The organism is Amycolatopsis sp. NPDC058278 (assembly GCF_042881395.1).
Lineage (GTDB): Bacteria > Actinomycetota > Actinomycetes > Mycobacteriales > Pseudonocardiaceae > Amycolatopsis.
Genome location: NZ_JBHVXZ010000007.1, coordinates 76,333 through 96,466 on the forward strand (window position 1 = coordinate 76,333; position 20,134 = coordinate 96,466).

Consider the following 20,134-nt stretch of genomic DNA (forward strand, 5'->3'; position numbering starts at 1 on the left):
TGCCCTCATGACCCGGATGCGGGCGGGGCGTGGCGGCCTGACCAGAATAAGCCTCAGTCCAGCCAGGCAGCGGCCTCCGCGGCCCAGTAGCTCAGGATCAGGTCGGCGCCCGCGCGGCGGATCGACGTCAGCACCTCGAGGACCGTCCGCTCGCGGTCCAGCCAGCCGTTCGCCGCCGCGGCCTCGACCATCGCGTACTCGCCGGAGATGTTGTACGCCGCCACCGGGACCGGGGAGATGTCCGCGGCCGCCTTGATGACGTCCAGGTAGGCCAGCGCGGGCTTGACCATCACCATGTCCGCGCCCTCGGCGAGGTCCAGCTCGATCTCGCGCAGCGCCTCGCGGCCGTTGCCCGGGTCCTGCTGGTAGGTCTTGCGGTCGCCCTTGAGCTGCGAGTCGACGGCCTCCCGGAAGGGGCCGTAGAACGCGCTGGCGTACTTCGCGGAGTACGCGAGGATCGCCGCTTCCTTGTGCCCGACCTCGTCGAGCGCCCGGCGGATGACGCCGATCTGGCCGTCCATCATCCCGGACGGCCCCAGCACGTGCGCCCCGGCTTCGACCTGCGCGATCGCCATCTGGGCGTAGATCCGCAGGGTGGCGTCGTTGTCGACCCCGCCGTCGGCGTCCAGGACGCCGCAGTGACCGTGGTCGGTGAACTCGTCGAGGCAGGTGTCGGCCATCAGCACGGTGGCGTCGCCCAGCTCTTGGCGCAGGTCGCGCAGGGCGACGTTGAGGATGCCCTTTTCGTCGACCGCGCCGGAGCCCTCGGCGTCGCGCGTGGCCGGGATGCCGAACAGCATGAGGCCGCCGACGCCGGCGTTGACCGCGTCGACGGCGGCCTTCCGCAGCGTGTCGCGGGTGTGCTGGACGACGCCGGGCATGCTCGAGATCGGCCGCGGCGCGTCGATCCCTTCGGCGACGAACATCGGGAGGATCAGCTGGCGTGGCCGCAGCGTCGTTTCGCCCACCAGCCTGCGCATGGCCGGGGTGGTGCGAAGCCTGCGGGGACGATGCTCGGGGAACACCCTTACCAAGCTACTCCCGCGGCTTTTGCCGGAGTTCCGCAAGGGTGCGCTTGACGCCGCTCTCGCGGAACCGCTTCGGTGCGGAAGGTGTACGTCGAACGCCTCCCCGTGCCCGCGCTGGCCGGTGTCGTGCGGACGGTCTGGGTCCAGCGGACCGGCGACGCACCGTACGTCCAGCGCCACCTGCCGACCGGCGGCGTCGAGCTCCACTTCCCGGTCGGTGGCCGGCCCCGGCTGCTCGGCCCGCTGACCGCGGCCCGGCTGGAGCTCCTCCCGGCCCGGACCGCCCTCGTCGGCGTGCGGTACCGGCCCGGTGCCGCGCCGCCGCTCCCGGTGCCCCTCGATGACCTGGTCGACCGGCACGTCGACCTGGCGGACCTGTGGGGCAGCCGGGCCGAGCGCCTCGCGGAGGCGTGCGCCGGAAGCCCCGGACGCGCCCTCGCGGTCCTGCAGGCACGGCTGCCGCGCCGGGCGGTGGACCCGCTGGTGACCGAGGCCGTGCGGTTGCTGATGCCTCCAGCGGACGCTGCGGTTCCAGGGCTTCCTGGCGCTGGCCCAGGCGGGCGCCGGCAGCCCGGCCGGGCTCGCCGCCGACGCCGGGTACGCCGACCAGGCCCACCTGAGCCGGGAGTGCCTGCGCCTGACCGGGCTCACCCCGCGGGCGCTGCTCGGCGGAAGCGTCGAGAAGTGCGCCTGCGGCCACGACCACTCGGCGTCCTACCTGCCGTTCCTGCGCGATTCGTTCAAGAACCCGCCGCCGGCCGTCCCTAGCCTGACGCGATGATCCTCGTCACCGGCGGGCTCGGCATGATCGGCGCCCACACCGCCCGCGCGCTCCTCGGCCTCGGCCACGCCCGCCTGGATGCCTCGGCACCGGCGGCCGGCGACCGGACCGGCGGCTGACCGGACGTGACGGCCCACCGGCGCGGCGAAGTCCCCTCGTTCCTGGCCGGCCGGGTCACGGTCGAACAACTCGACGTCACCGACCGCGACGCGTTCCTGGCCCTCGGCGAGCGCCACGCCATCAGCGACATCGTGCACCTGGCGGGCAGCATCCCCGGCGAGAACCCGGTGGACTTCTTCCGCACGGACACGGCGGGTCTGCTCAACGCCCTCGACGCGGCCCGCACCTGGGGTGTCCGCCGGTTCGGGACGATCTGGGGCCCCCTGGTCGACCCGGACTCGCCGATCCCGCGGCTGGTCAACGCGGCATCGCCGCCGCCCGGGTTGCACGCCGGCGACGGCGGGGACGTCTGCTACGCGCCGGACGCGGGCCGGGCGATCGCACTCCTGACCACGGCCTCGAAGCTGAACCACGACACGTACAACGTCTCGAGCGGCCGCCCGTTCACCTACGGCGAGTTCGCGGAGGCCCTGAAGGCGGACCTTCCGCCGGGACGCGCCAACGGCCCGGGCGAGGACCCGTACCTGGACATCTCCCGGCTCACCGGGGACACCGGCTTCAAGCCCCAGTTCGACGTCGCGGCTTCGGTGGCCGACTACCTGAAGTGGCGTACGGACAACGCCCGCTGAAACGAGCGAAGGCCGCCCCGGCGAACCGGGGCGGCCTTCGTCGTGACGAACCTCAGGAGCGGCGGGCCCGCTTCGCCTTCCGCGGCGGCGGCAGCGCACCCTCGGCGCGAAGCCGCGCGGCGTGCTCGGCCAGCGCGTCCACCAGGTGCGGAACGTCCGCCTTCTCCGGCTGGACGTCGACCCGGAGCCCGAACTCCACCGCGGTCTCGGCGGTCTTCGGGCCGATGCACGCGACCAGCGTGCGGGTGTGCGGCTTGCCGGCGATGCCGACCAGGTTCCGCACGGTCGAGGACGAGGTGAAGCAGACCGCGTCGAAACCGCCGGTCTTGATCATCTCGCGGGTCTCGGCGGGCGGCGGGGCGGCCCGGACGGTCCGGTAGGCCGTCACGTCGTCGATCTCCCAGCCGCGCTCGCGCAGGCCCGCCGACAGCGTCTCGGTGGCGATGTCGGCCCGCGGCAGCAGCACCCGGTCGACCGGATCCAGCACGTCGTCGTACGGCGGGAACTCGGCCAGCAGGCCTTCGGACGACTGCTCGCCCGAGGGGATCAGCTCCGGGATGATGCCGAACGAGCGCACCTTCGCCGCGGTCGATTCACCCACACAGGCGATCTTCACGCCGGAGAACGCACGGGCGTCCAGGCCGAACTCCTCGAACTTCTCCCACACCGCGCGCACCGCGTTGGTGGAGGTGAAGACGATCCACTGGTAGCGGCCGTCGACCAGGCCCTTGACCGAACGCTCCATCTGGGCCGGGCTGCGGGGCGGCTCGACCGAGATGGTCGGCACCTCGTGCGACGTCGCGCCGTGGCCGCGCAGGCGCTCGGCCATCTCGCCGGCCTGCTCCTTGGTGCGCGGCACCAGCACCTTCCAGCCGTACAGCGCGCGCGACTCCCACCACGACAGCTTCGAGCGCTGCCCGGCGGCCTGGCCGATCGTGACGATCAGCGGCCCGACGAGCTCGCCGGCGTCGTTGGCGACCTTCTCGAGCGTGGTGTCGAGGGTGCGCTGGGTGTTGATGGTGCCGTTCGCCGTGACCGCGACCGGGGTCGACGCCGGGACGCCGTTGCCGGTCAGCGCCGACGCGGCCTCGGCCAGGTGCGCCGACGTCGCGTGCAGCACCAGCGGGCCGGGCGCGGCGGCCAGGGCCGCCCAGTCGACGTCACCGCGGACGTCGACCTCGGTGTGCGTGCCGCCCAGCGCGACGCCCGCGTACGCCGGGACGGCCGCGGCCGGGGAGACGCCCGGGATGACGTCGAACACGGCGCTCGTGCGCGCGACCGCCTGGACCTCGGCCACCACGGCCGGGGTGGTCAGCGGGTCGCCCGCGACCAGCCGCAGCACCAGCCGGCCGGCCTTGGCCTCGGTGGTCAGGTCCTTGGCGACCTCGGTGGCCTCGCCGACGGCGGGCCGGACCTCGGCGCCCTCGGCGGCCATGGCCAGCACGGACTGCGGCACGTCGGGGTCGGTCACCACGACCTCGGCCTTGGCGAGCAGTTCCTGGGCGCGGACGGTGAGCAGGCCGGCGTCGCCGGGCCCGGAGCCCACGAAGGCTACGCGCCCGGTGGTCTTTCGCGCGGGGGTCATCTGTGCGTTTCTCCTCTTGCGGCGGCCGTGCGGGATCGCCCGGCCACAGGTCTCCTACGTTCGGATGTGTGACGCCCAGGTCACTCGGCGGGACCGGAAAGTGTTCCGGCCCCTAGGTCCAGCAGCTCGGCGGCCAGGTCCTTGCCCAGCTGGGCGGCCTGGTCCTTGTCAGCCAGCGCGGAGGCCCGGACCATGTCCACCGCACCGTTCTCGCCCTCGGCCGCGGCGGTGCCGCGCAGCGAGATCCGTTCCACGACCTTGCCCTTGGCGTCGAGATCTTCGACGATCTCGGCGAGTGCGCCCACCGGCGCACTGCACCCCGCCTCGAGCGCGGCCAGCAGGGCCCGCTCGGCCGTCACCGCGGCCCGCGTGCCCTCATCGTCCAAAGTGGACCGCAGCAGCTGCTCCAGGTCCACGTCGGCGGTCCGGCACTCCACCGCCAGCGCGCCCTGGGCGGGCGCGGGCAGCATCTGGATCGGGTCGAGGGTCTCGGTGATCGCCTCGACCAGTCCGACCCTGGCCAGTCCGGCACGCGCCAGCACCACGGCATCGAGCTCGCCGTCGGTCACCTTGCGCATGCGGGTGTCGATATTGCCGCGGATCGGCACGATTTCCAAACCGAGACCCAGCGCGTGCAGCTGCGCGGTGCGCCGCGCGGCGCCCGTGCCCACCGTCGACCCCGGCGGCAGCTCACCCAGCGTGAGCCCGTCCCGCGCGATCAACGCGTCCCGCGGGTCCTCGCGCGGCGGCACGGCGGCCAGCGTGATGCCGGGTTCCGGCGCGGTCGGCAGGTCCTTGTAGGAGTGGACGATGACGTCGACCTCGTTGCGCAGCAAGGCTTCGCGCAGCGCGGAGGTGAACACGCCGACGCCGATCGTCGCGATCGGCGCCAGCGACTTGTCACCGGGGGTGGTCACCTTGACGATCTCGACCTCGACGCCGGTGGCGCGCAGGGCGTCGGCGACGATCCCGGTCTGGGTGAGCGCGAGCTTCGAACCGCGCGTACCCATTCGAATGACTCTGGTCACTACTACTTCTTCTCTGGTGGGGGCTTCGGGCTCGCCACCGCGGCGGGCGCCTGCGGATCGAGGCAGAACAGTTCGCGCAACGCGTTCGCGTAGTCGGTTTCGGCCGTCTCGGCGGCCAGCTGCTTGACCCGCACCGTCGGCGCGTGCAGGAGCTTGTCGACGACCCGGCGGACCGTGCGGCCGACCTCTTCGCGGACGGCGCCGTCCAGGTCGGGCAGGCGGTTGTCGAGCCGCAGCAGCTCGGCGTCGACGACCTCGGCCGCGCGGCGGCGCAGTGCGGTCACGGTCGGCGTCACCTCGGCGCTGCGCTGCCCGGCGAGGTAGTCGCGCACCTCGTCGAGGACGATCCCGGTGGCCTTGGCGGTCTGACGTTCGGTGGTCGGCGTCCCGGCCTCGCGCATCCGGCGCTGGATGGTGGCCAGGTCGACGACCCGCACGTCCGCCAGCTCACCGACCGCCGGGTCGACGTCGCGGGGCAGGCCCAGGTCGCAGACGACCAGGTGCCGGCCGCCGCGCGGCAGCACCTGCTCCGGGCCGAAGACGGCGTCCTGCGCGCCGGTGCAGCAGATGACGATGTCGGCGTCGCGGACCGCGTCGGTGACCGCGGACAGGGGGATCGCCCGGGCCGGCACGCCCTGCTCGGTGACGTTCGCGGCGAGCCGGCGGGCGCGGGCGTCGGTGCGGTTGGCCACGGTGATCTCGCCGATCCCGGCCTTGCGCAGCTGCGACGCGCTCAGCGCGCCCATCGAGCCGGCGCCGACGATGACGGCGTGCTTGCCGGTGACGTCCCCGGCGGCGGCGAGCGCTTCGGACACGACCGACGCGCCGAGCTGGTCGAGCCCGGTCTCGGTGTGCACGCGCTTGCCGACGCGCAGCGTGGTCTGGATCAGCTCGTGCAGCGTGCGGCCGACGGTGCCGGCCTCGCGCGCGGTGGCGTAGGCGGAGCGGATCTGGCCGAGGATCTGCGTCTCGCCGACGACCATCGAGTCCAGGCCCGAGGTGACGGAGAACAGGTGCTCGACGGCGGCGCCGGCGTAGTGCACGTACAGGCTGTCGTAGAGCTCGGCGGGCGCCATCCCGGCCTGGCGGGCGAGCACTTCGGAGACGTCGTTGAGGCCGCCGTGGAAGGTCTCGACGACCGCGTAGACCTCGATCCGGTTGCAGGTCGAGACGAGCATGACCTCGCTGACGTGCTCAGCCTGCTGCAGCTCGTCGAGGACCTTGCCGATCTCGGGCGCCGGCACCGCGACGCGCTCGAGCGTGCTCAGCTCCGCGCTGCGATGCGAAAGCCCGACCGCCAAAACGCTCATGAGCGCACCACCATTTCCCGTCCGCCGTCCGGACCCGCGCCGTTCCGCCTGCCGTTCCCATTCTCGGACGGCGCAGGCGCACCGGGTAATCCGGAATTGCCCTGACTGCCGGCGGCCGGACCTTCACTGTCCGCACGGCGGGCCACGTGGAACGAGAGTATCTGCAGCTCCACGGCCAAATCCACTTTGCGGACCTCGATGTGAGCAGGAACCTGCAGCACGACGGGAGCGAAGTTGAGGATGCACTGGACACCACCCGCCACCAGCCGGTCACACACCGACTGCGCCGCGGTGGGCGGGGTGGCGATCACGCCGATGGAGACGCCGCGTTCGGCGCAGATCCGGGGGATGTCGTCCATGTGCGAGACCGGGAGACCACCGACCGGCACGCCGATCAGGTCCGGGTCCAGGTCGAACAGCGCTTCGACCGGGAAGCCGCGCCCCGGGAAGCCGCCGTAGTTGGCCAGCGCGTGGCCCAGGTTGCCGATCCCCACCACCGCGACCTTGTGCTGCCGGGTCAGGCCGAGGATGCGCTCGATCTGGCTGACCAGGACGCCGACCTCGTAGCCGACGCCGCGGGTGCCGTAGGAGCCCAGGTAGGAGAGGTCTTTGCGCAGTTTCGCGGAATTGACGCCGGCGGCCTGCGACAGTTCTTCGCTCGAAACGGTCGTCGCGCCCTGCTCGGACATTCCGGACAGCACCCGGAGGTAGACGGCCAGCCGCGCGACGGCGGCCTCGGGGATCGACTTCGCCCGGACGGCCTCGGGGGCATCCCCGTTGCGGCCCGGCTCCCCGGCGGGTACGGCAGGCATTTCGGCGGTGGGAGCGTTGTCGGCGTCGGGGCCGGCCGGACGGCGAGGACGCCGGGGCGCCCGGCCCGGGGAGTCCGCCGCGTCGCGCCTCCCCCGCTGTGTCACCACGCCGTGATCTCCTGCCCGCTGTGCACGTCTGGCGGCCATCGCCATTCGGAACTGTGTCTTGACCCAGGACCCGGAGTTCGGTTCGATACCGGCTCGCTCCGGGCGATGGCCCTACGGTAGACCACTTGTGAACGCACGCACAAAGTCACTGGTCGGAGGCGGTTCCGGCGCGGTTTTCGCGCGGCGGCGATCACGACACGGCGTCAGAATCCTTGTCCGGCAGGCACTTCCGGGTCCGGCGCGGACCGGCGGTGATCGAATGCCGCCCGGCGGCACCGCTCGCCGGGCGCGGCGAACGGCCCACCGGACGCGGTGAGCGGCTCCGCCGGACCGATCGCGGCGGCGGAGCTCCGCCGGCCGTCAGTGCGCGTCGAGGGTGACCGAGTGCCAGCCGGTGGCGCCGTCCGGCACCGGGTCCGCGCGGTTCTCCGTCTGCGTGTAGCCGTCCTGATCGGTGGCCCGGACGGACGCCTGGTGCGTGCCCTTCGGCACGTCGAGCTCGATCCACCACATCCGCCAGGTGTCCTTGCTCACCTCCGCCGCCAGCGTCGCCGGCTGCCACGGGCCCTGGTCCAGCCGGACCTCGACCTTCGCGATGCCGGTGTGCTGCGCCCACGCCGTGCCGGCCAGCCGGACCTTGCCCGCCGTGACACCGGCGAACCCGCTCGGCGCATCGATCCGCGATTCGGTCTTGATCGGCGCCTGCTCGGCCCACCCGCGGCTCAGCCAGTACGCCTGCCGGGCATCCCACCGGGTGAATTCGAGTGACTCGACCCACTTCGTCGCCGACACGTAGCCGTACAGGCCGGGGATGACGATCCGCGCCGGGAAGCCGTGCTCGACCGGCAGGGGCTCGCCGTTCATCCCGATCGCCAGCATCGCGCCGCGGGCCGGGTCGAGCGCGACGTTCGCCGGGGTGCCGCAGGTCCAGCCGTCGACGCTGGTGGCGAACATCTGCTGCGCGGCCGCCTGCACGCCCGCCTCCCCGAGCAGGTCGGCGAGGTCCACGCCGATCCAGGTCGCGTTCGAGATCAGCGGCCCGCCGACCTCGTTGGACACGCACGTCAGCGTCACCCGGCGTTCGACCAGCGGCCGGTTGCGGATGTCGGCGTAGGAGAAGGTCACCTCGCGGTCGACCATCCCGTGGATGCGCAGGCTCCAGTCCTCGGTGCGCAGCTGCGGCACGACCAGCGCGGTGTCGATGCGGTAGAAGTCCGCGTTCGGCGTGAGGAACGGCGGCGAGCCGAGCTTCGCGAAGTCGGCGTCCGCGGGCAGCGGCGGCGCGGTGCGCGCGGGGACCAGCGGCCCGACGGCGGCCCGCGAGTCCTCGGCGTTCGAGCTCGTCCCGGTGACCTGGCCGGCGACCGCCGCGATCCCCGATCCCGCGGCGACGCCGACCCCGGCGCGCAGGAACTTGCGGCGGTCGAACCCCCGCTCGTCGACGACGTCGACCGGCAGCGCGATCCGGTGCAGGAAGGTGAACACCGCGAGCCCGGCGACCAGGGCGGCGACCGGCGCGAGCAGCGAAACCTGCCCGAGGTCGCTGCGCACGTACACGGCCGCGACGCCGGCGGCGCCGAGGACGACGACGAGCACCTGCCCGGCCCGCGGCGTCCGGCGCGAAAGCTGCCCGGCGAGCAGCGCGAACAGGACCAGCACGACCGCGAGCCCGAGCTTGAGCACCGGCTTGTCCCAGGTGCCCAGCGTCCGCTCGGCCCACTTCACGATGGCGGTCGGGCTGTGGTCGATGACGTAGTTGGCCACCGCGATGAACGGCGACGCCGTGTACCCGACGAAGCCCGCGACCAGGTGGCCGACGCCGAGGGCGGCGGCCAGCGCGAGGAGGCCGATCAGCGTCGCGACCGGCAGCGAAAGCCGGCGCGGCGCCTCGGGGGGCGCGTCCTGCAGAGTGCTCACGTCTCCATCTTCGGAGCGCGCGGCCGCCGCGGCGGCCCGATATGGCTTACGGACGTGTTACGGCTGTCCACCGGGATCAGGTGAGCGCGCGCCGGAGCCGGTCCTCTTCGACGCGCCAGTACCCGTGCTCGGCGCCGTCGACCAGGATCACCGGGACGCGGTCGCCGTACTCCGCGCGCCACTCCGGGTCGGTGTCGACGTCCTCGGCCTTCCAGGCGACGCCGAGCTCGCCGCAGATCCGGGCGACGTCCGCCTCCGCGACCTCGCAGAGGTGGCAACCGGCCCGGCCCATCACCGTCACTTCGTGCGCCATGCCGTCCTTCCTACCGCACCTACCGCAACCGCAGGCGGCGCAGCTTCCCGGTGGCCGAGTGCGGCAGCGACTCGGCGAATTCGACCAGGTGCGGCACCTTGTACCCGGCCAGGTGGGCCGCGCAGTGGTCGGTGACCTGCTGTTCGGACAGCGCCGCCCCGGCCGCCGGCACGACGACCGCCTTGACCGCTTCGCCGCTGCGCTCGTCGACGACGCCGACGACCGCGGCCTCGGCCACCTCCGGCAGCTGCCCGATGACCTCCTCCACCTCGCGCGGGAAGACGTTGAAGCCGTTGACGATGATCAGGTCGTTGGCCCGGTCGACCAGGTGCAGGTCACCGTCGGTGTCGAGGTAGCCGACGTCGCCGGTGCGGAACCAGCCCTCGTCGTCCGGGCCGTGCCCGCCGTCGGGCCAGTACCCGGAGAAGAGGTTGGCGCCGCGGACCGACACCAGCCCGGTCTCGCCGTCGGCTTCGAAGACGTCGTCGACGTCGTCCGGGTCGAGCGGCACGGCCTGGTCGGTGCCGTCGCTGTCCACCAGCCGCAGCTCGATCCCGGGCAGCGGCCGCCCGACCGAGCCCGGCTTGGGGTAGCCGGTGACCAGCGTCGACGTCACCACCGGCGCGCATTCGGTGAGGCCGTAACCCTCGTAGACGTCGAGGCCGGTGGCCTCGCGGATGGCGGTCAGCACCTTCGGGTGCAGCGGCGCGGCGCCCGACGTCATCCGCCGCACGGTGGCCAGGCCACGGCGGAGCTCGTCGGCGCCGAGCGCGGCGAACTCGCCGTACATCGTCGGCACGCCGGTGATCGACGTGACGCGGTGCCCGGCGCAGTCGTCCAGCGTCCGCTGGGCTTCGAAGCGCTCCGAGAGGACCGCGGTCGCGCCGACGGCGGTCGCCTGCAGCAGGCCGGGCCCGAGGCCGTAGACGTGGAAGAGCGGGATGGTGATCAGCACGCGGTCGTCGTGTTCGAGGACGCCCTCGACCGTGCTGATCTGCTCGAGGTTCGCCAGCAGCGCGCGGTGCGACAGCATCACCCCGCGCGGCGGCCCGGTGGTGCCGGACGTGTACGAAACGACCGCGATGTCCTCCCCGGACCGGCCGGCGTCGGCGAACTCGCCTCCTCCGTCCGGGTCACCCACGGGCGTGAGACCGCTCACGCCGTCCGGGAGGTCCTCGTCCGCGTCGCGCTGGACGACGACCTTCGCGCCGCTGTGCTCGAGCAGCTTCGCGAGCTCGGGCCCGGGCACCTGCGGCGACAGCGGCACGACGACCGCCCCGGCCCGCAGCGCGCCGAAGAAGGCGACCACGAAGTCCACCGACGTGGGCAGCCGCAGCCCGACCCGGTCCCCCGGCTCGACACCCGCGTCCGCCAGCCGGCGGGCCTGGGCCTGGGCGGCCGCCTCGGCCTGGCGGTAGGTCAGGCCGCGTCCGGTGCCGGTTTCGAGCACGGCCGGGTGCTCCGGCCAGGTGGCCGCGGCCCGTGTGAGCAGCCCGCCGACCCCCGGCTGCGTCCCCTCTGGAGCACTCACCCGCGACCCACCTCTCCTCGCCCGGCGCGAACCGTTGCAAGTCTGTCATCTGAAGCGACGTCATGGGTGCTGACCGCCGGCGTCGCGTCTGCGCAACCCCGGAACCACTACCTACTTAGCGGTAACTACACGTATGCTGCACTGCGTCGCGCCGGTGTTGTTGATCACCGTCGCGACCGGAGAGAGGGAGTCGCCGTGAGGAACTTGCCTGCCCACGAGGTCGTGGGGCATGCGAGCCGGCCGGTCCCCGCTCGTCCGGATTCCGGGGGTACCGAGGCCCGCTGGGTCGAAGCCACCGCCGGAGGTGCCGCCCGATGACCGTCCCGACCGCCGTCAGCCGCGGGCCCGTCTTCATGTTCGCCGAGCGCGTCTTCGGACGTACGTCGGCCGTGCCGCTGAGCAGGCAGGCGGCCGACGACGAGCGCGCCGAGGCGGCGAAGGCCGAAGCCTGGGACCTGGTGCGGGCCGCGCAGGACGGCGACTCGTCCGCCTTCGGCCGGCTCTACGACCGGTACGTCGACGTCGTCTACCGGTACGTGCTGTTCCGGCTCGGTGACCGCGACCTCGCCGAGGACGTCACCAGCGAGACGTTCCTGCGCGCGCTGCGCCGCATCACGTCGGTCAGCTACCAGGGCCGTGACGTCGGCGCCTGGTTCGTCACCATCGCCCGCAACCTCGTGCTCGACCACGTGAAGTCGAGCCGGTTCAAGCTCGAAGTGGTCACCGACGAGGTGACCGAGCCCGGTTCGGCGCCCTTCAGCGTCGGCGCGACCGCCCAGGTGGGCCCCGAGCAGGAGGCGATCAGCCGCGCCACCCGGGCCGAGCTGCTGCGCTGCGTCGCGGAACTGGGCGAAGACCAGCGGGAATGCATCGTCCTGCGGTTCTTGCAGGGCCTGTCCGTGGCCGAGACGGCCGAGATCATGAACCGCAACGAAGGGGCGATCAAGGCGCTCCAGCACCGCGCCGTACGCCGATTGGCACAACTCCTGCCCACCGGATTGCGCTGAACCCGCGAACTTTTCCGTACTTCGGCCGAAACCGGTAACCCTGGCGGCTTCTGGATCGTTACCCCACGCAGACCGGTGTCAGGACCGGCCGAAGCCCGGGATGGAGAGCAGGACCGTGAGGTTTGCGCGTGAGCGAGCCGAGAGCGAGCGGTTCGCGCGCGCCCTGGAGCCCTCGCCGGTACGCCGCGACGGCGAGTTCGCCGACGAACTCGCGCTCGTCGGCGCGCTGCGCGAGCTCGGCGCGGCCGGGGCCCCGGACCTGGAAACCCGGCAGCGGATCCGCGCGGAGATCGCCGGCCGACTGGAGACGGCGGCGGCCACCACCCCACGTCGGAGGTGGCGGCCGCGGACCGCCGACCTGGTGGCCGCCGCGCTTTTCCTCTTCCTCGTCCTCTCGGGGCTGACGCTGGTGCTCTCGCGCACCGCGCTGCCCGGCGACCCGCTCTACAGCGTGAAGCGCGCCGGCGAGTCGACCGCGCTGGGCCTGACGTTCGGTGACCAGGAGAAGGCGCGCAAGCACCTCGAATTCGCCACCAACCGGATCACCGAACTCGGCGAGCTGGCCGCCGAAGGCGCGGGCGAAGCGGACTACCGGACCGCGTACGACGACTTCGCCGCCGACCTGCAGGCCGGCGTCGCCCAGATGTCCGCCGCGGCGACCAGCGACGGCGGCGGCACGCAGGCGCTGTCCGACGTCCGGCTGTGGGCGCGCAACCAGGCGGCGAGGCTGGGCGCGCAGCCGCTCCCGGCCGACGCGGCGCCGGTGTTCGGCGACGTCCGGGATCTGCTGGGCAAGGTCCAGGAGCGCACCAGCGGCCTGGTGGCCCGGATGAACTGCTACCAGATCACCACCGGCACGGCCGACGAGCTGGGCCCGCTCCCGGCGACCGGCGAGTGCACGCAGCGGCCCCTCCCGTCCGCCGGCAGCCAGCCGACGTCGGCCCCGGTCGCGCCCTCGTCGCAGGAAAGCACGTCACCGACCGCGACGGGCACGCAGCTGCCGCCGTCGGACGCCGCGGCGACCCCGGGCATCCCCGCGCCGACCGGCGGGGTGACGCCGCCCCCGGTGTTCGGCCAGCCGTCGGCGACCTCCCGGCCGCCGGTGACGACCACCACCACGCCCCCGCCGCCGCTGGTGTCGATCCCGCCTTTGCTACCGGGCCTGCCGCCGATCGTGATCGGCTGAGGTCCGGCCCACACCTGCGACGGCGCGGTGGGCGGCTCGCTACGCTGTGCGAAGGACCCGGACGTTCGCAGGGACGTGGCCAGACGTGGGCAGACGTGGAGGCGGTGTGCGTGTCAGCTTGGCGTGGCAGGGATAAGAGTCAGGAGCTGGAACGGCTCGCCGCGCTCGCGGGCGAGGCGTCGGCCGAGGCTGCCCACGCCCGTGTGGTCTCCGAAGCCGCCGAGCCCCCCGCCCCGCCGGCCCCGCCGGACCTGACCGCGGCCGCGTTCTTCGACGTCGACAACACGATGATGATGGGCGCGTCGATCTTCTACTTCGCCCGCGGGCTCGCGGCGCGCAAGTTCTTCACGTCGTCGGACCTGGCCGGGTTCGTCTGGGGCCAGATCAAGTTCCGGCTCGGCGGCCGCGAGAACAAAGAGGACATCAAGACCCACCGCGAGCGCGCACTGTCCTTTGTGGCCGGGCGCACGGTGGCGGAGCTGACGTCGATCAGCGAAGAGATCTACGACGAGCTGATGGCGGACAAGATCTGGTCCGGCACGCGCGCGCTGGCCCAGATGCACCTGGACGCGGGCCAGCGCGTCTGGCTGGTGACGGCCACCCCGATCGAGCTGGCGGCGATCATCTCCCGCCGCCTGGGTCTCACCGGCGCGCTGGGCACGGTCGCGGAGACCCGCGACGGTGTGTACACGGGCCGCCTGGTCGGCGACCTGCTGCACGGCCGCGCGAAGGCGCACGCGGTGCGGGCCCTGGCCTCCCGCGAGGGGCTGAACCTCAAGCGCTGCACGGCTTACTCGGACTCGGCGAACGACATCCCGATGCTGTCGGTGGTGGGCACCGCGGTGGCGGTCAACCCGGACGGCGGCCTGCGGGACGTGGCCCGGGCCCGCGGCTGGGAGATCCGCGACTTCCGGACCGGCCGGAAGGCGGCGAAGATCGGCGTGCCTTCGGTGCTCGGGGCCGGGGCGCTGGCCGGTGCCGTGGCGGCGGGCATGGCCTACCGCCGCCGCTGACTCCGGTACAGCCTGCTGTACCGGCCTTCCGGGTGTCCGCGGGAGTGACCCACCCGCCGCTGACTGGTGTGCTTCGTCCACCGGAAACAGCGGCCTTCCCGAAGGGACAGTGTGGTGGCGACCCGTGTGGACATCGAAGAGGAACGAACCGGCGGCGGCTGGCGGGACGGCATCCGCCGCCGTCCGCTGACGTGGTTCTTCGTCCTGGCCAACCTGCTGAGCTGGGTCGCGTGGACGCCGTACATCCTGTCGGAGAACGGGCTGGGGGTCCTGCACTTCCGCTTCCCGGAGGTGCTCGGCACCGCGCAGTTCGCCGGTGTCCTGCCCGGCGCCTACCTCGGTCCGATCGGTGCCGCGTTCTTCGTCACCGCGGTCGCCGACGGGCGCACCGGGCTCCGCCGCTGGACCGGGCGGCTGTTCAAGTGGCGGGTCAGCTGGCTCTGGTACGTCGGGGTGGTGCTCAGCGTGCCGGTGTCGCTGACGATCGCCACGGTGGCGTTGTCGGAGCGGAACCCCGTGGTGCCGGCGGTGGCGACGCTGGTGGCTTACGTGCCGGGCCTGATCCTGCAGCTGCTCACGACGGGCCTGGCCGAGGAGCCGGGCTGGCGGGATTTCGCCCTCCCCCGGCTCCAGCAGCGCTACGGGCCGCTGGGTGGCACGCTGATCCTGGGCCCGCTGTGGGGTGTGTGGCACCTGCCCCTGTTCTTCACCGAGTGGGGCGGCTGGCCGGACGTCACCTGGCTGACGCCGCTGGAGTTCATCGCCACCTGCGTCACGTTCAGCATCATCATGACGTGGGTGTTCAACCGCACCGGCCAGAGCCTGCCGCTGGCGATGCTGCTGCACACGAGCGTGAACAACTTCTTCTCGCTGGCGTGGTCGGAGATGTTCCCCGGCCTGTCGATCCACGACACGACGGACGCGTTCCTGCTGGCCTCGACCGCGGTGGCGCTCGTGCTGCTCGTCGCGACCCGGTGCCGCCTCGGCTACCGGCCGACCGCGCCGGTGCCCCTGAGGTAGTGCAGCACCGCCGTCACCCGGCGGTCGGCCCGGTCGGCCGGCGCGAGGTCGAGTTTCGCGAAGATGCTGCGGATGTGCTTGTGCACGGCGCCGTCGGTGACGACGAGCCGTTCGGCGATCGCGCTGTTGCCCAGGCCTTCGGCCATCAGCGCCAGCACTTCGCGCTCTCGCGCGCTGAGCCGCTCGAGCCGGTTGTCCGGGCGGCTGCGCGTCAGCAGCTGGGCGACGACCTCCGGATCGATGGCCGTGCCGCCGTCCACGATCCGGTGCAGGGCGTCGAGGAACTCCTCGACCCGGCCGACGCGCTCCTTGAGCAGGTAGCCGAGCCGGGCGCCGCCGTCGGTGAACAGCTCGGTGGCGAACGCCTGCTCCACGTAGGCGGAGAGCACGAGCACAGCGAGCCCAGGCTGCCGGCGGCGGGCCTCGACGGCCGCCGTGATCCCCTCGTCGGTGTGCGTCGGCGGCATCCGGACGTCCACAATGGCCAGATCCGGCGCGTGTTCGTCCACCGCGGCCAGGAAGTCGTCGGCGTTGGCCACGGCGGCCCGCACGTCGACCCCCTCGGCACGCAGCAGCATCGCGACGCCCTCGCGCAGCAGCAGGTCGTCCTCGGCGATCACGATCCGCACGGCAGGCTCACCACCAGGGTCGTCGGGCCGCCGGCCGGGCTGGCCAGCGCGAACGTCCCGTCGTGGGCTTCGACGCGGCGCCGGATGCCGGTGAGCCCGGAGCCGGTTTCCTCGTCCGCCCCGCCGCGGCCGTCGTCGGTGATCTCCACGCGCACCCGGTCGCGGTCGTGGCGGAGCCGGACCGTGGCCGCCTTCGCCCCGCTGTGCTTGGCGACGTTGGTGAGCGCCTCGGCGACCACGAAGTAGGCGGTCACCTCGACCGAGACCGCGGACCTGCCGGGCAGGTCGGCATCGATCCGGCAGGTCACCGGGCAGTCGGCGGCCAGCGCGCTGAGCGCGTCCGGGAGGCTGCGTTCGGTCAGCACCGGCGGCAAGATGCTGCGCACGACCCCGCGCAGTTCGGCGAGCGCCTGCTCGCCGGCGTCCTGGGCCCGCCCGAGGATCTCTTCGGCGGCGGCGGGATCCCGCGCCAGCGCCCGCTTCGCCGCACCCAGCAGCACGTTCACCGCGACGAGCCGGTTCTGCGTGCCGTCGTGCAAAGACCGTTCGATCCGGCGCAGTTCGACGGCGTGGGCGTCCAGCGCGGCCGCGCGCGTGGCGGTGAGCTCGGCGACGCGCAACGCGAGGTCGGTCCCGCGGTCCGGCGCCAGCAGCCGCAGGCCCGGCCACGCCTGGCACCGGGCCAGCAGCGGCATGACCAGCACCGAGACGACCAGCGTCGCGAGGCCGAACAGGCAGACCAGAACGGCGTCGCCCCAGTCCGTCGCCGTGAAGAACCCCTGAGCCGGAGTGGCGTCGCCCGGCGAGACGAACCACCACCACGCCGGGAACGACGCGTCGTGCATGACGTCGACGGCCAGGGTGAGGGCGGTCAGGCTGAGGAGCAACCCCAGGGTGCCGTGGCAGACGAGCCAGCCCAGTTCGCGCCGGAAGGAGGGCTGGGCGAGGGCGGCACGCAGCTTCCGCGGCACCGGTGGCGGGCGGAGGACCTCCAGCCGCGTCCGCTCCCGATCGGCGACGGTGCGCACCAAGCGCAGAGCAGTGGGCACCAGCAGGATGCCGACTCCGGCCACGCACAGCGCCGCTGTGCCGAGCAGCCACAGCGAGGCGGCGACCGCCAGCACGGCGGTGCCCATGCCCACGACGAGCCGCTCCAACGCGTCCAGCGCGGCACGAGCGCGGACGACCGGGTGCCACGGACGGGCGTCCTCGGTGGACATCCCGGAGAGGATAGAGCACCGGGCCGGGGGTGGTTCAGCCGCGGAAGACCGACTTCCGCTGCGAAAGCCGCCGGTACAGCGTCTGCTGGATGGACTCCCGCACCTGGTCGGTCAGCTGGAACACCAGCATCGGGTCGTCGACGGCGTCCGGGCCGTAGGAATCCGTGGCGATCGGCTCGCCGAACTCGATGCTCCACTTGGTCGGCAGCGGGACCGCGCCCAGCAGGCCCAGCATCGGGAAGAACGGCGTCACCGGGAAGTACGGCAGCCCCAGCATGCGGGCCAGCACCTTGATGTCACCGAGCTTCGGGTAGATCTCCTCGGCACCGATCACCGACACCGGGATGATCGGCACGCCGGCGCGCAGCGCGGCCGACACGAACCCGCCGCGGCCGAAGCGCTGCAGCTTGTAGCGCGAAGCGAACGGCTTGCCGACGCCCTTGAAGCCCTCCGGCCACACCCCGACCAGCTCGCCCTTGCGCAGCAGGCGCTCGGCGTCCGCGTGGCAGGCCAGCGTCTGGCCGGACTTGCGGGCGAACGACCCCACCAGCGGCACCTGGAACACCAGGTCCGCACCGAGGCCGCGCAGGTGCCGGCCACCGGTCTCGTCGTGGACCGCCACCGCCGTCATCAGGGAGTCGAGCGGGATCGTGCCCGAGTGATTGGACACCAGCAGCGCGCCACCGGCCGCCGGGAGGTTCTCGACACCGTGGGTGTCGACGCGGAACCACTTCTTGTACAGCGCGCGCAGCGGCGGCAGGAACACCGCCTCGGTGAGCTCGGCGTCGAAGCCGAACTCGTCGACCGTGTAGTCACCGGTCAGCCGATCGCGGATGAAGCCGAGTGCGGAACGGGCCGCGTCCGACAGTGACTCTTCGAACGAGGGCTCGTCCGGTGCCGTCCGCTCGACGCCACCGGGGAAGGCGACGACCGGCGCGTCCGCCCTGGCTGCTTCCTCTTCGCGCAGGTCCCGCTCCGCCGTCACCGCCTCGGGCTTCTCCCGGCCCGGTCCGTGCAGGGGGATGACCTGCGCCTCGGCACCGCCCACCGTTCCCGCCTCGCTTCCGAAGTCGTCCCAGTCGTGCAGCCTGGTCACCGGCTCGCCTGCCCCGTCGCGGCGGCGACGAGCACCTTGCCGGCCAGTCCGGCCAGCTTGCCGCCGTCGAGCACCGGGCGGAGCCCGCGTCCCACGATGTAGTCGTCGAACGCCTCACGCGTGGTCCACCGCGGGGTGTAGCCGAACTCCTGCTTCAGCTTGGCGATGTCGACGACCCGGCCGAAGTTCAGCAGCCGGACCTGGTCGGCGGAGAAGTCCACGACGCGAGCGCCGCGCAGGACCTTGCCGACCGACGGCACCACGCTCCGCGGCATCGGCAGCTCGACCCGGCCGGCTCGCCGGATCGCCTGCGAGAGGGTGAGTACCCCCTCCGCACCGACGTTGAACACGCCGGGTTTGTCGGTCAAGGTCGCCCGTTCCAGCACGGACAACGCGTCGGACGAGTGCAGCAGCTGGATGCGCGCGTCGTAGCCGAAGACCGTCGGCACCACCGGCAGCGCGAAGTAGCGCGCGAGGACGGTGTCGGTCTCGGGGCCGATGATGTTGGCGAAGCGGAACAGCGTCGTGGTGATGTCCGGGCGGCGGCGCACCAGGCCGCGCACGTACCCCTCCATTTCGACGGCGTCCTTCGCGTACCCGCTGGTCGAGGTGGGGATGAGCTCGGAGTCCTCGGTGAACACCGCCTGCGAGCGGGCGCCGGCGCCGTAGACGGCCGCCGTCGACTTGACCACCAGTTTCCGGACCAGCGGGGACCGCTGGCAGGCGGCGAGCAGCCGCATGGTGCCGATGACGTTGACTTCCTTGATCGCCGTGCGGCGGCCCGGCCCGGCCGGGTGCACGGTGCAGGACGCGTGCACCACCGTGTCGACCTCGGCCGTGCTGATCACCTTGGCGATCAGCGGGTTCCTGATGTCCGCGCGGACGAACTCCGCGTGGCCCATGCGCTGCAGGACCGCCTTGTCCGGCGGGACCGTGTCGACACCGATGACCCGTTCGAAGTCGGGGTTGTTGCCCAGCCGGGCGAGCAGTTTCCCGCCCAGTTCTCCGGCGACCCCGGTGACGAGCACGATGTTCGACGGCATGCGACTCCCTGCGGCGTAGGGCAAGTGGGGGGTGGACGGTCACCCGAGGCGCGCGAACCTGCACTCACTGGAAGCATCGCGCGGACGCCGTTGAGATGTTACCGCTCTTCAGTGGTAGCTCAGGGGTGTCTCACGTGCTATTAACACCGGTTTCCCCGGAAAGCGACGAACGCCTCACTCGAACGGGCGGACGTGCCCACCACATGGACGTGGCCCGTCCAGAGACTGGACGGGCCACGCTCACGCTCAGCAGGTCTTACTTGCCGGCCTTGCGACGCTGCACTCGCGTGCGGCGAAGCAGCTTGCGGTGCTTCTTCTTCGACATGCGCTTGCGGCGCTTCTTGATCACAGAGCCCATGGGCGCTCCTTAGGTCGACGTCGGTCACGCTGCCCGGCGCAGCGTCCAACGGGTGGAGCGCACAGGCACGAGCGGTTTTCCAGGTTACCCGTCTCCCCGGGCAGGCCAGTCAGCGGGCCGGTCGGCGGGCACGTCGTAGCGCTGCGCGACGCTGGCCACGGCGTGCCCGTCAGCCGGTTCAGCCCACGTCGTAGTAGGCACCCTGGAGGTACTCGTGCACTGCTTTTTCCGGCACCCGGAAGGACTTCCCGACCCTGACGGCGGGCAGCTCACCCGAGTGCACGAGACGGTAGACGGTCATCTTGGAGACCCGCATCAGCGTGGCCACTTCGGCGACCGTCAAGAACTGGACCTGCCCGACGGCGGGCAAATCCTCCTTTTTGTTCGGCGACATGTTTAC

General features: G+C 72.5%; 21 protein-coding genes. 7 read left to right on the forward strand and 14 right to left on the reverse strand.

From position 1 onward, the window contains the following. Positions 1 to 53: 53 nt before the first annotated feature. On the reverse strand, positions 54 to 1,025 hold the full coding sequence (gene hemB / locus ACFVYA_RS05390) for a porphobilinogen synthase (protein ID WP_285987930.1): 972 nt from the start codon (positions 1,023 to 1,025) through the stop codon (positions 54 to 56). A gap of 129 nt (positions 1,026 to 1,154) precedes the next feature. Here hemB and ACFVYA_RS05395 point away from each other — a divergent pair, with 129 nt between their 5' ends. From ACFVYA_RS05395 to ACFVYA_RS05405, 3 genes are read left to right on the forward strand one after another with little or no spacing between them, the layout of a single operon-like run. Beyond that, positions 1,155 to 1,796, forward strand: a complete 642-nt coding sequence (locus tag ACFVYA_RS05395) for a DUF6597 domain-containing transcriptional factor (protein WP_387042849.1) — start codon at positions 1,155 to 1,157, stop codon at positions 1,794 to 1,796. A 9-nt stretch (positions 1,797 to 1,805) separates the two neighbouring features. Further along, positions 1,806 to 1,928, forward strand: a complete 123-nt coding sequence (locus tag ACFVYA_RS05400) for an NAD-dependent epimerase/dehydratase family protein (RefSeq protein WP_387042696.1) — start codon at positions 1,806 to 1,808, stop codon at positions 1,926 to 1,928. Between the two features lie 6 nt (positions 1,929 to 1,934). Next, complete coding sequence (locus tag ACFVYA_RS05405; RefSeq protein ID WP_387042699.1) at positions 1,935 to 2,558, forward strand: NAD-dependent epimerase/dehydratase family protein; 624 nt, start codon at positions 1,935 to 1,937, stop codon at positions 2,556 to 2,558. Positions 2,559 to 2,610: 52 nt separating this feature from the next. On the opposite strand, the gene ACFVYA_RS05410 is transcribed toward ACFVYA_RS05405, so the two are convergent. The 7 genes from ACFVYA_RS05410 to ACFVYA_RS05440 all read right to left on the reverse strand — a co-directional run bounded on the left by ACFVYA_RS05410 (position 2,611) and on the right by ACFVYA_RS05440 (position 11,162). Continuing rightward, positions 2,611 to 4,143: a bifunctional uroporphyrinogen-III C-methyltransferase/uroporphyrinogen-III synthase gene (locus tag ACFVYA_RS05410; protein ID WP_285987927.1), complete on the reverse strand. Its 1,533-nt coding sequence runs from the start codon at positions 4,141 to 4,143 to the stop codon at positions 2,611 to 2,613. A gap of 80 nt (positions 4,144 to 4,223) precedes the next feature. After that, positions 4,224 to 5,153, reverse strand: coding sequence for a hydroxymethylbilane synthase (gene hemC / locus ACFVYA_RS05415; protein ID WP_387042702.1), 930 nt, complete (start codon positions 5,151 to 5,153; stop codon positions 4,224 to 4,226). A gap of 20 nt (positions 5,154 to 5,173) precedes the next feature. After that, positions 5,174 to 6,481: a glutamyl-tRNA reductase gene (locus ACFVYA_RS05420; RefSeq protein ID WP_285987925.1), complete on the reverse strand. Its 1,308-nt coding sequence runs from the start codon at positions 6,479 to 6,481 to the stop codon at positions 5,174 to 5,176. Continuing rightward, positions 6,478 to 7,401 (reverse strand): redox-sensing transcriptional repressor Rex, encoded by a 924-nt coding sequence (locus ACFVYA_RS05425; protein ID WP_285987924.1) that lies wholly within the window; start codon positions 7,399 to 7,401, stop codon positions 6,478 to 6,480. Before ACFVYA_RS05425 ends, ACFVYA_RS05420 begins: the two co-directional genes overlap by 4 nt. 360 nt (positions 7,402 to 7,761) lie before the next feature. After that, positions 7,762 to 9,318: a molybdopterin-dependent oxidoreductase gene (locus tag ACFVYA_RS05430; RefSeq protein ID WP_387042705.1), complete on the reverse strand. Its 1,557-nt coding sequence runs from the start codon at positions 9,316 to 9,318 to the stop codon at positions 7,762 to 7,764. A 76-nt stretch (positions 9,319 to 9,394) separates the two neighbouring features. Further along, the gene (locus ACFVYA_RS05435; RefSeq protein ID WP_285987922.1) at positions 9,395 to 9,631 is read right to left on the reverse strand and encodes a glutaredoxin family protein; all 237 of its coding nucleotides are present in this window, start codon (positions 9,629 to 9,631) and stop codon (positions 9,395 to 9,397) included. A 19-nt stretch (positions 9,632 to 9,650) separates the two neighbouring features. Beyond that, positions 9,651 to 11,162 (reverse strand): AMP-binding protein, encoded by a 1,512-nt coding sequence (locus tag ACFVYA_RS05440; RefSeq protein WP_387042708.1) that lies wholly within the window; start codon positions 11,160 to 11,162, stop codon positions 9,651 to 9,653. 314 nt (positions 11,163 to 11,476) lie between these two features. Here ACFVYA_RS05440 and ACFVYA_RS05445 point away from each other — a divergent pair, with 314 nt between their 5' ends. From ACFVYA_RS05445 to ACFVYA_RS05460, 4 genes are all read left to right on the forward strand, one after another. After that, on the forward strand, positions 11,477 to 12,169 hold the full coding sequence (locus ACFVYA_RS05445) for a sigma-70 family RNA polymerase sigma factor (protein WP_285987920.1): 693 nt from the start codon (positions 11,477 to 11,479) through the stop codon (positions 12,167 to 12,169). Positions 12,170 to 12,284: 115 nt separating this feature from the next. Then, positions 12,285 to 13,355, forward strand: coding sequence for a DUF5667 domain-containing protein (locus ACFVYA_RS05450; protein ID WP_387042710.1), 1,071 nt, complete (start codon positions 12,285 to 12,287; stop codon positions 13,353 to 13,355). Between the two features lie 110 nt (positions 13,356 to 13,465). After that, positions 13,466 to 14,368 carry an HAD family phosphatase gene (locus ACFVYA_RS05455; RefSeq protein ID WP_235190930.1) on the forward strand — a complete coding sequence of 301 codons (903 nt, stop codon included), beginning with the start codon at positions 13,466 to 13,468 and terminating at the stop codon, positions 14,366 to 14,368. Positions 14,369 to 14,482: 114 nt separating this feature from the next. Then, a complete protein-coding gene (locus ACFVYA_RS05460) occupies positions 14,483 to 15,388 on the forward strand; it encodes a CPBP family intramembrane glutamic endopeptidase (protein WP_387042713.1) in 906 nt (301 codons plus the stop codon). Here ACFVYA_RS05460 and ACFVYA_RS05465 read toward each other — a convergent pair. From ACFVYA_RS05465 to ACFVYA_RS05490, 6 genes are all read right to left on the reverse strand, one after another. Next, positions 15,355 to 16,017, reverse strand: coding sequence for a response regulator (locus ACFVYA_RS05465; protein WP_387042716.1), 663 nt, complete (start codon positions 16,015 to 16,017; stop codon positions 15,355 to 15,357). The two genes, ACFVYA_RS05460 and ACFVYA_RS05465, sit on opposite strands and share 34 nt — an antisense overlap. Then, complete coding sequence (locus ACFVYA_RS05470; RefSeq protein ID WP_387042719.1) at positions 16,005 to 17,237, reverse strand: sensor histidine kinase; 1,233 nt, start codon at positions 17,235 to 17,237, stop codon at positions 16,005 to 16,007. Before ACFVYA_RS05470 ends, ACFVYA_RS05465 begins: the two co-directional genes overlap by 13 nt. A 34-nt stretch (positions 17,238 to 17,271) precedes the next feature. Then, positions 17,272 to 18,333, reverse strand: coding sequence for a lysophospholipid acyltransferase family protein (locus tag ACFVYA_RS05475; protein ID WP_387042722.1), 1,062 nt, complete (start codon positions 18,331 to 18,333; stop codon positions 17,272 to 17,274). Further along, positions 18,330 to 19,376, reverse strand: a complete 1,047-nt coding sequence (locus ACFVYA_RS05480) for an NAD-dependent epimerase/dehydratase family protein (RefSeq protein ID WP_387042724.1) — start codon at positions 19,374 to 19,376, stop codon at positions 18,330 to 18,332. Before ACFVYA_RS05480 ends, ACFVYA_RS05475 begins: the two co-directional genes overlap by 4 nt. A gap of 256 nt (positions 19,377 to 19,632) precedes the next feature. Continuing rightward, complete coding sequence (locus ACFVYA_RS05485; RefSeq protein WP_007030867.1) at positions 19,633 to 19,734, reverse strand: 30S ribosomal protein bS22; 102 nt, start codon at positions 19,732 to 19,734, stop codon at positions 19,633 to 19,635. Positions 19,735 to 19,912: 178 nt separating this feature from the next. Further along, a complete protein-coding gene (locus tag ACFVYA_RS05490) occupies positions 19,913 to 20,128 on the reverse strand; it encodes a helix-turn-helix domain-containing protein (protein WP_013222402.1) in 216 nt (71 codons plus the stop codon). Positions 20,129 to 20,134 lie beyond the last annotated feature (6 nt).

Bases quoted from the DNA above. Each gene is read 5' to 3' on its own strand.
- ACFVYA_RS05400 (WP_387042696.1), top strand. From the start codon at position 1,806: ATGATCCTCGTCACCGGCGGGCTCGGCATGATCGGCGCCCACACCGCC.
- ACFVYA_RS05410 (WP_285987927.1), bottom strand. From the start codon at position 4,143: ATGACCCCCGCGCGAAAGACCACCGGGCGCGTAGCCTTCGTGGGCTCC.
- hemC (WP_387042702.1), bottom strand. From the start codon at position 5,153: ATGGGTACGCGCGGTTCGAAGCTCGCGCTCACCCAGACCGGGATCGTC.
- ACFVYA_RS05420 (WP_285987925.1), bottom strand. From the start codon at position 6,481: ATGAGCGTTTTGGCGGTCGGGCTTTCGCATCGCAGCGCGGAGCTGAGC.
- ACFVYA_RS05435 (WP_285987922.1), bottom strand. From the start codon at position 9,631: ATGGCGCACGAAGTGACGGTGATGGGCCGGGCCGGTTGCCACCTCTGC.
- ACFVYA_RS05445 (WP_285987920.1), top strand. From the start codon at position 11,477: ATGACCGTCCCGACCGCCGTCAGCCGCGGGCCCGTCTTCATGTTCGCC.
- ACFVYA_RS05470 (WP_387042719.1), bottom strand. From the start codon at position 17,237: ATGTCCACCGAGGACGCCCGTCCGTGGCACCCGGTCGTCCGCGCTCGT.
- ACFVYA_RS05480 (WP_387042724.1), bottom strand. From the start codon at position 19,376: ATGCCGTCGAACATCGTGCTCGTCACCGGGGTCGCCGGAGAACTGGGC.
- ACFVYA_RS05485 (WP_007030867.1), bottom strand. From the start codon at position 19,734: ATGGGCTCTGTGATCAAGAAGCGCCGCAAGCGCATGTCGAAGAAGAAG.
- ACFVYA_RS05490 (WP_013222402.1), bottom strand. From the start codon at position 20,128: ATGTCGCCGAACAAAAAGGAGGATTTGCCCGCCGTCGGGCAGGTCCAG.